Annotated in this window: 11 protein-coding genes; 8 read left to right on the top strand and 3 right to left on the bottom strand. The window is 66.7% G+C overall.

Annotated elements, in window-relative coordinates:
* Positions 1-263 precede the first annotated feature (263 nt).
* The 3 genes from AC07XB_RS19680 to AC07XB_RS19670 all read right to left on the bottom strand — a co-directional run bounded on the left by AC07XB_RS19680 (position 264) and on the right by AC07XB_RS19670 (position 2,357).
* Positions 264-806 carry a gamma carbonic anhydrase family protein gene (locus tag AC07XB_RS19680; protein WP_492372630.1) on the bottom strand — a complete coding sequence of 181 codons (543 nt, stop codon included), beginning with the start codon at positions 804-806 and terminating at the stop codon, positions 264-266.
* A gap of 199 nt (positions 807-1,005) precedes the next feature.
* Complete coding sequence (locus AC07XB_RS19675; protein ID WP_492829394.1) at positions 1,006-1,647, bottom strand: DsbA family protein; 642 nt, start codon at positions 1,645-1,647, stop codon at positions 1,006-1,008.
* A gap of 59 nt (positions 1,648-1,706) precedes the next feature.
* Entirely contained in the window at positions 1,707-2,357 is a 651-nt protein-coding gene (locus AC07XB_RS19670; RefSeq protein ID WP_492807739.1) for a DsbA family oxidoreductase, read from the bottom strand.
* Between the two features lie 226 nt (positions 2,358-2,583).
* Here AC07XB_RS19670 and AC07XB_RS19665 point away from each other — a divergent pair, with 226 nt between their 5' ends.
* The 8 genes from AC07XB_RS19665 (at position 2,584) to AC07XB_RS19630 (ending at position 10,741) form a co-directional block, all read left to right on the top strand.
* Positions 2,584-3,741 carry an FAD binding domain-containing protein gene (locus AC07XB_RS19665; protein ID WP_492372633.1) on the top strand — a complete coding sequence of 386 codons (1,158 nt, stop codon included), beginning with the start codon at positions 2,584-2,586 and terminating at the stop codon, positions 3,739-3,741.
* A gap of 153 nt (positions 3,742-3,894) precedes the next feature.
* Positions 3,895-4,383, top strand: a complete 489-nt coding sequence (locus tag AC07XB_RS19660) for a VOC family protein (protein WP_492372634.1) — start codon at positions 3,895-3,897, stop codon at positions 4,381-4,383.
* 2 nt (positions 4,384-4,385) lie between these two features.
* Positions 4,386-5,609, top strand: coding sequence for an FAD binding domain-containing protein (locus tag AC07XB_RS19655; RefSeq protein WP_492829396.1), 1,224 nt, complete (start codon positions 4,386-4,388; stop codon positions 5,607-5,609).
* Between the two features lie 49 nt (positions 5,610-5,658).
* Positions 5,659-6,021, top strand: coding sequence for a DUF485 domain-containing protein (locus tag AC07XB_RS19650; protein WP_492829398.1), 363 nt, complete (start codon positions 5,659-5,661; stop codon positions 6,019-6,021).
* Positions 6,018-7,658 (top strand): cation/acetate symporter ActP, encoded by a 1,641-nt coding sequence (gene actP, locus AC07XB_RS19645; RefSeq protein WP_492807742.1) that lies wholly within the window; start codon positions 6,018-6,020, stop codon positions 7,656-7,658. The genes AC07XB_RS19650 and actP overlap by 4 nt, the downstream gene beginning before the upstream one ends.
* Before the next feature lie 121 nt (positions 7,659-7,779).
* Positions 7,780-8,463 (top strand): TetR/AcrR family transcriptional regulator, encoded by a 684-nt coding sequence (locus AC07XB_RS19640; protein ID WP_492372638.1) that lies wholly within the window; start codon positions 7,780-7,782, stop codon positions 8,461-8,463.
* Between the two features lie 45 nt (positions 8,464-8,508).
* On the top strand, positions 8,509-9,432 hold the full coding sequence (locus tag AC07XB_RS19635) for a LysR family transcriptional regulator (RefSeq protein ID WP_492372639.1): 924 nt from the start codon (positions 8,509-8,511) through the stop codon (positions 9,430-9,432).
* Between the two features lie 196 nt (positions 9,433-9,628).
* A complete protein-coding gene (locus tag AC07XB_RS19630; RefSeq protein WP_492372640.1) occupies positions 9,629-10,741 on the top strand; it encodes an alkene reductase in 1,113 nt (370 codons plus the stop codon).
* The last annotated feature ends 104 nt before the right edge of the window (positions 10,742-10,845 follow it).

The raw sequence follows: 10,845 nt of genomic DNA, 5'->3' as shown, positions 1-10,845 counted from the left end.
GCCCATATTCGTGGACTGCGCACTGGCCGGCGCTACACAGAGCGACGCGCCAACGATGACCAGCAATGCAGAGATCGTTCGCACCGATACCTTGCCTTCATAGAAGTTCATTGTTCTTTTTTCTCGGAAATGTGATCTTCTATTGTAAAGGCAAAGCCCTCACAGGCAATGGCGTTTGCCTGGCGCTGGGCTGCGACCTGGAAGTCGCGGCGATCCTGGACAATAGCGGCCGGGATATCCCCGCGAACCAGGCAGGCAACCCGTCAGCCGCCCTTCAATGCCGCCACGTGCTGGTCCTTCAGCTTGACGTAATTGGCCGCCGTATAGCGAAAGAAGCCAAGCTCCTTCTCCGTCAGCGCCCTTGCCTCTTTCGCCGGGCTGCCGACATAGAGATGCCCGCTCTTGAGCACCTTGCCGGGAGGCACCAGGCTGCCGGCGCCGAGGATCACTTCATCCTCGATCACCGCGCCGTCCATCACGATGGTGCCCATGCCGATCAGGATGCGGCTGCCTACCGTGCAGCCATGCAGCAGCGCCTTGTGGCCGATCGTCACGTCGTCGCCGATGGTGAGCGCAAAGCCATCGGGATTGAACGGCCCGGCATGCGTGATGTGCAGCACGCTGCCGTCCTGCACGCTGGTGCGCGCGCCGATGCGAATGCGGTGCATGTCGCCACGAATGGTCACCAGCGGCCAGACGGAGCTGTCCGCGCCGATCTCTACGTCGCCGATCACGACGGCACTGGGGTCGACGAACGCGCGGTCGCCGAGTTGGGGGGCCTTGCCCTGGAAGCTGCGAATGGTCACGATGAAAGCCTGGATACGGAAAGTCGCCAATCAAGCGCGCGCTGCGGCGCCCGGATGGCGCCGGGTCAGCGTGGAGCGCGCCGGTGCGAGCATTCTAATCCGCCGGCTGGCTGCCCTGCAGCACAGCGCAGCGCAGCGCCGCGTGATTCGCGTGGGCAAGGTGTCAATCAAACAGCCCGAATTGCGCCGAAGCACGCACTCATTGCGCCAAAGCCTCCCCCATTGCCTTCTTGAACAACTCCGGCTTCCCGAAATACCGACCCAGGCGCAGTCTCGAGATCTTGCCGTCCTGCTCGATGGCCAGCGCCGGGTAGCCACGGCCGCCGATCTCCTCGAGTAACGCCTGGGTCTGCTCGAAATGGTCCGGCAGCGTCGCGCTCGCCTGGTCGTAGGCGTTTGCGAACGACGCAGCATCGAGCCCCAGTTCGTCGGCAATCTGGATCAGTTCCTTGCGCTCGGCGATCGGGCGTCCTTCGCGGTAGTACGCAACCTGAAGGCGTTTGAGCATCTTCAGCCCTGCTCCGGCGACGGCTTCGGCGGCCAGCATCGCCGCGGTGGGCGGGCCGGAATCCAGCCTGACATCGTAGTCGAACTGCGTGCCCTGCTGGTACGTCTCGCTGAAAGGCTGCCCGCTGAGCGCGGTGATGCGCTCCTCGTGAGGGCGAACGAAATCGCGCCATTCGGCGGACATGTTCTGCGCCCGCTCTCCCGCCAGCATGCCGCCGCTGTGCGGCACCACCCTCAGGCCGGCTTCGTCGGCTGCCGACACGAGCGGCGCAAGCCCATAGCACCATCCGCAAAACGGGTCGTAGACGTAATGAAGCGTCGCTTGTTTGTTCATGTCTGTGTTCTCCAGATTCTCTGCGGCAGCCGCCCGGTGCGCGTGCTGCATGTTCACGATCAAATGGCCTCGGCCACGCCCGCCTGCAACGCCTTCTCCATGATCGAAGGCGGCTGCGCCCCAGCGATGACGGCGTTGCCGATCCGGATCGTGGGCACGGAGCGGACCCCCTCGCGCAGCGCCTTCGCCTGCGCCGCCACGATCTGCGCTTCGCCGTCGGTGCCAGACAGGTGATTACGCACAGCTTGCGCATCGAAGCCGGCCGATACGGCCAGCGGCACGAGTACATCGATCAGGCCGATGTGCTCGCCGCGGGAGAAGTACGCAGCGAAGATGGCATCGAACAACGCCTCCGCCATGGCTGCGTCGCCGTTCTGTTGGGCGAATGCCATCAGCCGGTGCGCAAGCCGGGTATTGGGCGTGACCGTGATCAGGTCATAGTTGAAATCCAGTCCGGTGCGCCGGCCCATCGTCGTCACCTCTGCGTCCATGGACTGCGAGCGAGCCCAGCTGCCAAATTTCGCGCTACGGTAGGCCTTGCGGTCCGCGCCTTCCACCGGCATGTCCGGGTTGAGTTCGTAGGGCACATAGGAAATCGCGAGGGCGGCCTCGGTCGACATGCGCCCGATGGCGGCCTTCAGGTTGCGATGACCGATCCAGCACCACGGGCAAATGAAGTCATAGGTGATCTGGGTGTCGATGGGTTTCATGACGGCTCCTTGCGTGAGTGATGCAGCCAGCGTAGACGGCGGCCCGCATCAGCGGAATGGCATGCCGGCGCAAACCTGCGTTGCCGGCGGCGCAACGCTGGGTTCGCGCGGCGAGTGCGCCACCCCGTTGCCGCCCACGCAAAACTGCTTTGCCCCCGCCAAGCATTCTCTGCGGACCCGGGCGCTTCTACGATGCAACGCATCCACTCGCACTCTGGAGCCACACATGAACACCAATGACGCATCCTCCGTCGGCCCGCGCAAGGCCCTGGTCATAGGCGGCTCGCTGGGCGGCCTGTTCACGGCCACCGCGCTGCGTGCCGTGGGCTGGCAGGTCGACGTGTTCGAGCGTTCGGCATCGGACCTCGACAGCCGTGGCGGCGGCATTGTCCTGCAGCCGGAGGTGCTGCGGGCGTTCTCGTTCGCCGGCATCGCCGCGCACGGCGCGCTGGGTGTGCGCTCGCACGACCGGCTGTTCCTGGACCAAGGCGGCCACGTGCTCCACCGCCAGCGCATGCCGCAGACACAGACCTCGTGGAACACGCTGTATTCCACCCTGCTCGATCATTTCCCGGCGGCGCACTATCATCGCGGTGCCGCGCTCACCGCTATCGCGCAGGACGAGCACGGCGTTTGCGCCACGTTTGCCGATGGACGCCAGGCGTGCGGCGAGCTGCTGGTCGGTGCCGACGGCGCCGGCTCTACCGTGCGCGGGATCGTGCTGCCCGGCGTCGCCCCCGCCTATGCCGGCTATGTCGTCTGGCGTGGCCTGGTCGACGAGGGCCTTCTGCCCGAATCGGCCAGGCCGCTGCTGCACGAGAACTTCGTGTTCCAGCAAGACCGCGACTCGATGATGCTGCAGTACATGGTGCCCGGCGCCGACGGCGCCACGGCGCCCGGACGGCGCCGCTTCAACTGGCTCTGGTACCTGAAGGCCGAGCCCGGCGCTGCGCTCGATGCCGTGCTCACCGATCGCGACGGAAAACGCCGCGGCCATTCGATCCCGCCGGGCATGTTGTCGGCTGAGCAAGAGCGTTGGTTTCGCCAGACCGCGGCCGCGCGCGCCAACCCCTCGTTCCGCGCGCTGATCGATAACACCGATCAGATCTTCGTCCAGGCCATCCAGGACCTGCAGGTGCCACGCATGGTGTTCGGCCGCGTGCTGCTGACCGGCGATGCCGCCTTCATTCCCCGCCCCCATACCGCCGGCAGCACCGCCAAGGCCGCAGCCAATGCCGTGGCGCTGGCCAAGGCGCTCGACGGCACGGCCGACCCGGACCAGGCGCTGCAGCGCTGGCAGCAGGGTGAACACGCACAAGGCGAGCAGATGACCCAGTGGGGCATTCGCATGGGCAACCGCATCATGGGGATCGCACTGCACTAAGGCACAGGGCTGCGCCGCGAAGAAGTGGCGCAGCCGGCATGCACTCCGCCGATCAGGGTAAGTACTCCCCTTTTTTGCTCTTGGCCGTTCCACGCAGCCGACCTACAATTTATCACACGATCACTAATCTATCGATCAATAGCAGAGGCACCCATGACCATCCGCAAACTCGCACACTTCTCGATCCGCACCACGGACCTCGAGCAATCCTGCGCCTTCTACGAACGCATTCTCGGATTCAGGCGAGGCTATCGCCCGCCCTTCGATTTCCCCGGCGCCTGGCTGTACATGGGCGGGGACGAAGGTGATTTCGGCACAGTCCACATCATCGGTGCCGACCCTGGCAACCCCGGCGGACTGTCCGCCTACCTCGGCGACCGCGCCCCCTCGGCGGCTGGCACCGGCGCCCTCGACCACATTGCGTTCCTGGCCACCGGCGTGGCGCAGATGTGGGCGAAGCTGGCAGCCGAGGGCATCCCGTGGCGCGACCGCACCGTCCCCAGCCTGGGCCTGCACCAGGTGTTCATCGAGGACCCTTCCGGCGTCACCATCGAACTGAACTACCCCGCCGCCGAGGTGGCGGGCCTTGAAATCCCGGGCAACGGCGCGCGCGCGCCCCACCCCGAAGTGGCAGGAGACTGATCATGACGACCCTATCGACACGGCCGAAGGCCATCATCGTGGGCGGCTCGCTGGGCGGACTGTTCGCGGCCAACCTGCTCGCCCGCGCCGGGTGGGAAGTGGAGGTATGCGAGCGCGTTCCCGAAGCCCTTGCCGGACGCGGCGCGGGCATCGTCACGCATCCGGAATTGTTCGAGGCCCTGGCCGCCGCCGGGGTCGAGGTGGACGATTCCATCGGCGTGCAGGTGAAGTCCCGGCTGACGCTGGGCCAGGACGGCAGCGTGCTGTCGCAGCGTGAGCTGCCGCAAACGTTGACGGCATGGGGCAAGATGTACCACGTGCTGCGCTCCGCCTTCACCGGGGGCACCTACCGTACGGGCGCCAATGTGGTGTCGGTGCGCAGCGAGCCCGGCCGCGCCGTGGTGATGCTGGACGACGGCTCGATCCATCACGCCGATCTTGTCATCGCCGCGGACGGTTTCCGCTCCGCGCTGCGCGAGTGCCTGTTGCCCGAGTCCCGGCTCCAGTACGCTGGCTACATCGCCTGGCGCGGCCTGGTGGACGAAACGAGCCTGAGCGAAGCCACGCGCGACATGCTGTTCGAGAAGTTCGCCTTCTGCCTGCCGCCGCGCGAGCAGATCCTCGGCTACCCGGTGGCGGGCCAGGGCAACAGCACCCGGGTTGGCGAGCGCCGCTACAACTTCGTGTGGTACCGCGCCACCAGCGAAGACGTGGACCTGCCCGACCTGCTGACCGACGCCAGCGGCAAGCGCTGGTCCGGCGGCATCCCGCCGGGGCTGATCCGCCCGGACGTGCTTGCCAGCATGGAGGAAGCCGCGCTGGCCAACCTGGCGCCCCAGTTCGGCGAGGTCGTGACCAAGGCCGCGCAGCCGCTGTTCCAGCCCATCTTCGACCTTGAAGTGCCGCGCATGGCCTTCGGCCGCGTGGCGCTGCTCGGCGACGCCGCCTTCGTGGCGCGCCCGCACTGCGGCATGGGTGTGACCAAGGCCGCGGGCGACGCCATCTCGCTGGTCAAGGCCCTGCAAGCGCATGACAGCGTCAGTGCCGCACTGGAAAGCTACAGCGACGAGCGCGTGCAGGTGGGCGCGGCCATCGTCCAGCACGCGCGCCACCTCGGCGCCTATATGCAGGCGCAGCTCAAGAACGAGACCGACCGCCAGATGGCCGAGCGCTATCGCACGCCGGAAGCCGTGATGCGCGAGACGGCGGTATCGACGCGCTTCTGAGCGCGCCGCCGCCCTCCCGCCAGACCAACCGCCCCCAACGGAGACAACCTTGGAACACACCGCCCCCACCTTTGCCGCAGCCGCCCGCGAAAGCGCCGCGCCCGCTGCACCCCCACCGAATCCCCTGCTCGCCAATCCGGCATTCCAGTCCCTGGTGCGCGCGCGGCGCAGGTTCGCGTGGGCCCTGACCGCCATCATGCTGGCGGTGTACTTCGGCTACATCCTCACGCTCGCCTTCCGGCCCGCGCTGCTGGGCCGCCAGCTGACCCTGGGCCAGCCCATGAGCGTGGGCATTCCCGTGGGCTTCGGCATGTTCGCGCTGACCTTCCTGCTGGTTGCGGTGTACGTGCATCGCACCAACACCGTGTACGACCAGCGGATCAGCGAAATCAAGCAAGGGGCAGCAGAATGAAGCAAGCCAACCTCTGCGCCATCGGCGCTGCCCTGTTACTCACCGCGTTGCCAGCCTTTGCGGCGTCGAGCTCGGTGGGCCAGGGCATGAACGTCATCGCCATCGCCATGTTCCTGATGTTCGTCGCCGCCACGCTCGTGGTCACGCGCTGGGCGGCCAGGAGCAACCACAGCGTGGCCGACCACTATGCAGCCGGCGGCAAGATCACCGCCCTGCAGAACGGCTGGGCCATTGCCGGCGACTACATGTCGGCGGCCTCCCTGCTGGGCATCTCCGCGCTGGTCTTCACCAGCGGCTACGACGGCCTGATCTACTCCATCGGCTTTCTCGCCAGCTGGCCGATCATCCTGTTCCTGATCGCCGAGCCACTGCGCAACCTGGGCCGCTTCACGCTAGCGGACGTGGTCTCATACCGCCTGCAGCAGCGCCCCATCCGCGCGTTCTCCGCGTCCAGTTCCATCGTCATCGTGCTGCTGTACCTGGTGTCGCAGATGGTGGGGGCCGGCAAGCTGGTGGAGCTGCTGTTCGGCTTCAGCTACACGGCGGCGGTGGTGCTGGTCGGCGTGCTGATGGTGGTCTATGTGTTCTTCGGCGGCATGCTGGCCACCACCTGGATCCAGATCATCAAGGCAGTGCTGCTGCTGGCCGGCGCCGCCTTCATGGCATTCATGGTCATGAGCCGCTTCGGCTTCAGCCTGAATGCGCTGTTCGGGCAGGCCATCGAGGCCCACGGCAAGCATGCGGCCATCATGCGCCCGGGCGGTCTGGTCTCCGATCCCGTCTCGGCGGTATCGCTCGGCCTGGCACTGATCTTCGGCACCGCCGGCCTGCCGCATATCCTGATGCGCTTCTTCACCGTCGGCGACGTCAAGGCGGCACGCAAGAGCATCCTGTACGCCACCGGCATCGTCGGCATCGGCTACGCGCTGATCATCATCATCGGCTTCGGCACCATCGCGCTGGTGGCCAGCGATCCGGCCTACCACACGCCCGCTGGCGCGGTGATCGGCGGCGTCAACATGGTGGCCGTGCACCTGGCCCATGCCGTCGGCGGCAACCTCTTCCTCGGCTTCATCTGCGCGGTAGCGTTCTCGACCATCCTGGCCGTGGTGGCGGGGCTGACGCTGGCGGGTTCCTCCGCCATCTCGCACGACCTCTATGCCAAGGTTCTGCGCCAGGGCAACGCCACCGACAAGGAGGAGATGCGCGTCTCCCGGATGACCACGCTGGTGCTGGGCGTACTGTCCATCCTGCTTGGCATCCTGTTCGAGAAGCAAACCATTGCCTTTATCGTCAGCCTGACCTTTTCGATCGCCGCCAGCTCGAATTTCCCGGTGCTGCTGCTGTCGATCTACTGGCGCGGACTGACCACGCGGGGCGCTGTGGTGGGCGGCTCTCTCGGCTTGCTAACCGCGGTGGTGCTGACGGTGCTGAGCCCGACCGTATGGGTGCAGGTGCTTGGCCATGCGAGCGCCATCTACCCCTACGAGTATCCGGCGCTGTTCTCCATGCTGGTGGCCTTTGCCGGCATTTACGTGTTCTCGGTCACCGACCGGTCCGCGCGCGGTGCGCGCGAACGCGGCGCCTTCAACAATCAGCTGGTCGATTGCGAGCTTGGGCTGATCAAGCCGCAGTAGGTCCCGTGTCCTGTGCTGCCGGCCCCACTGCCGGCAGCACGCCCGCGCCTCACAATTTATCACCCGATTGGTACAATGCCGCAAACGCTCCGCACGGGACGTGCCTGTCACAGGTGAACGAATGAAACGAGACACAACGCCGACGCAGACCCCTGCCCCGGCCAAGACCGCAAAACGGCTGCTCCCCGAAGAGCGGGAGCAGCAGATCGTGCAGAAGGCCATCGAGCACTTCACGCGCAACGGATTCTCCGGCAGCACGCGCGATCTCGCCAAGCAGATTGGCGTCACCCAGCCCTTGCTGTACCGCTACTTCTCCAGCAAGGAGGCGCTGATCGACCGGGTCTACAGCGAAGTGTTCCAATGGCGGCCCGACTGGGAACGCCAGATCGCCGATCGCGCTACGCCGCTGACCGAACGGCTGTATGCGTTCTACCTCGACTATGCGTCCGTGATCCTGCGCGAGGAATGGATCCGGGTCTTCATCTTTGCCGGCCTCACGCGCGAAGGCATCAACAACAAGTACCTCAACAAGCTGCGCAGCAAGGTCTTCCTGCCCGTGCTGGCCGAAGTGCGCGCCGCGTACGGCATCCCGGAGCCGCGCAATGCGGCCGAGCTGGAGGCCGAGGTCGAGATGATCTGGGGCCTGCACGCGGCCATCTTCTATCTCGGCGTGCGCAAATGGGTCTATGGCCTCAAGGTGCCCGCGGACATCAACGCCGTGATCCGCCGCAAGGTAGACATGTTTCTCCACGGCGCGCCTGCCGTCATGCGTTCCCTGCGTGCGCCCGACAAGCCCGGCAACTGATCCCCCGCAGGGATAGACGACACCATTACCGCTGGAGTCTTACCTATGGACAAGCTGCTGGCATTGAAGCTGTTCGTCGAGACCGTCGACGCCAAGGGGTTCTCGTCCGCCGCGCGGCGGGTCAACCTGGCCACGTCATCGGTGACCCGCATGATGGACAGCCTGGAGGAGGAGCTGGGCACCGTGCTGCTGAACCGGTCGACACGGCAGGTAACGGTGTCCGAGGCCGGCGCGGCCTACTACCAGCGGGCGCGCAAGATCCTCGACGCGGTGGCGGAAGCCGATGCGCTGATCGCCGACCGTGGCGATACGCCGGTGGGCCAGCTTCGCGTGTCGCTGCCGGTGGCGTTCGGGCGCCGCTGCATCGCGCCGTTCCTCGGCAGCCTGATCGCGCAGTATCCAAAGCTGGAACTGGAAGTCACGCTGACCGACGAGATTGTCGACCTGCTTGGCGAACGCATCGATCTATCCATCCGCCTGGGCAGCGCCGCGTCGCTCGATGAAGTGGTGGCGCGTCAGATCGGCACGTTCCGGCGCAGGGTGGTGGCAAGTCCTGGCTATCTGCAGCAGCGCGGCATCCCCACCGCGCCGGCGGAGCTCGCCGGGCACGCGTGCCTGCGCTTCACGTACGGCGCGGGCCAGCAGATGTGGACCTTGCTGCGCGGCACCGAGGAAGTCCAGGTGCCCGTTCCGGGCACCTTCAAGAGCAACAACGCCGAAGTGCTACGCGAACTGGCGCTGGCCGACGGCGGCATCGCGCTGCTGCCCGACTGGCTGGTCGACGACGATATCCAGAGCGGGCGGCTGACCGCACTCCTGGAAGACTGGACCGTCAACCCCAACCGCGCCAGTTCGGCCATCACCGCGCTCTACCTGCCCAACCAGCGCGGCTCGCGGCGCATCGCCGCCTTCCTCGACTTTCTCTCGCGGATTCCCGGGCCGACCGGCCGGAACGAAGCGGGCGCCTGACGCGCCCTTCCGCTTTCCCTTGCCGCTTTCTCCTTTCCCCTTGCCGCCAGCGCAACGCAACGTTGCGCGGTGGCCCGATTCTCCGACGACGGGTTAGCACCTAACCTTCAGGTCATCTCTTTTCGAGACAGCCAGCGCGGCGCAAAGGCAAGCCTGCTGCCGCCGACCGACCCATCGCACCTGACGGAGAACCATCGTGACCCACCATCTCTTCACCCCCGTTCGCCTCGGCAACCATACCCTGGCGCATCGCGTTGCCATGGCGCCGCTGACGCGCTCGCGTGCCGGCCAGCCCGGCAACGTGCCCACCGGCATGAATGTCGAGTACTACCGGCAGCGTGCCGGCGCGGCGCTGATCGTCACCGAAGCCACGCAGATCTCGCAGCAGGGGCAGGGCTACGCCTGGACACCGGGCATCCATAGCGAGGCGCAAATCCAGGGATGGCAGGCGGTCAGCGACGCCGTGCATGGGCAAGGCGGCATCATCTTCATGCAACTGTGGCACGTCGGCCGCGTCTCGCACCCGGTATTCCAGCCCGGCGGCGCGCTGCCAGTGGCGCCCAGCGCCCTGCCCGTCCCCGGCAAGACCTTCATTATCGACGCGCAGGGCAACGGCGCCTGGGGCGACGTGCCTGTGCCACAGGCGCTGACCCTGGACGGCATCCACGATATCGTGTCCGACTACCGGCACGCCGCGCGCAACGCCATGGCTGCCGGCATGGACGGCGTGGAGATCCACGCCGGCAACGGCTACCTGCTCGACCAGTTCATCAACTCCAACAGCAACCAGCGCGACGACGCCTACGGTGGCAGCATCGAGAACAGGGCACGGCTGCTGCTGGAGGTGGTGGACGCGATCGCGGCGGAGGTGGGGCCCGCGCGCGTTGCCGTGCGGCTGACGCCCATGGGGCGCTTCATGGGCATGGGAGATGCATCGCCTGAAGAGACCTTCGGCTATATCGTGCGCCAGCTCGACACCCGGGGCCTGGCCTACCTGCACTTGGTGGAGCCGGCCATGGTCGGCACCGTCAAGGAGGAGCACGCCGATCCCCGCTGGGACGCGATCATCCGGCAACTGCGCGCGGCCTACCGCGGCGTGCTGATGCTGGCGGGCGGCTACGGCCGCGACAGCGCCGAACACGCGCTCGCCAGCGGCCGCGCCGACATCATCGCCTTCGGCCGCCCGTTCATCGCCAATCCCGATCTGCCCGCCCGGCTGCGCGGCGGCCTGCCCCTGAACGCGCCAGATGCCACGTCATTCTTCGGCGGCGGTGCCGGAGGCTACACCGATTACCCGGCCGCGGCGTGAATGCGGGTAGCCGGCAGGCGATCGGCGTGCTCGGCCGGGTCGAGCACCGCCCGCCGCGCCATCGCGCTAGCCCCCCCTCTCATACTTTGGTTTGGGCGTCACAG

It is taken from the genome of Cupriavidus sp. GW821-FHT02F09, assembly GCF_059421605.1.
This window is presented reverse-complemented; position numbering and strand designations above follow the sequence as displayed.

Coding starts and splice junctions, on each gene's coding strand:
- AC07XB_RS19670 (WP_492807739.1), bottom strand. CDS start 2,357: ATGAAACCCATCGACACCCAGATCACCTATGACTTCATTTGCCCGTGG.
- AC07XB_RS19665 (WP_492372633.1), top strand. CDS start 2,584: ATGAACACCAATGACGCATCCTCCGTCGGCCCGCGCAAGGCCCTGGTC.
- AC07XB_RS19635 (WP_492372639.1), top strand. CDS start 8,509: ATGGACAAGCTGCTGGCATTGAAGCTGTTCGTCGAGACCGTCGACGCC.
- actP (WP_492807742.1), top strand. CDS start 6,018: ATGAAGCAAGCCAACCTCTGCGCCATCGGCGCTGCCCTGTTACTCACC.
- AC07XB_RS19655 (WP_492829396.1), top strand. CDS start 4,386: ATGACGACCCTATCGACACGGCCGAAGGCCATCATCGTGGGCGGCTCG.
- AC07XB_RS19675 (WP_492829394.1), bottom strand. CDS start 1,647: ATGAACAAACAAGCGACGCTTCATTACGTCTACGACCCGTTTTGCGGA.
- AC07XB_RS19660 (WP_492372634.1), top strand. CDS start 3,895: ATGACCATCCGCAAACTCGCACACTTCTCGATCCGCACCACGGACCTC.
- AC07XB_RS19640 (WP_492372638.1), top strand. CDS start 7,780: ATGAAACGAGACACAACGCCGACGCAGACCCCTGCCCCGGCCAAGACC.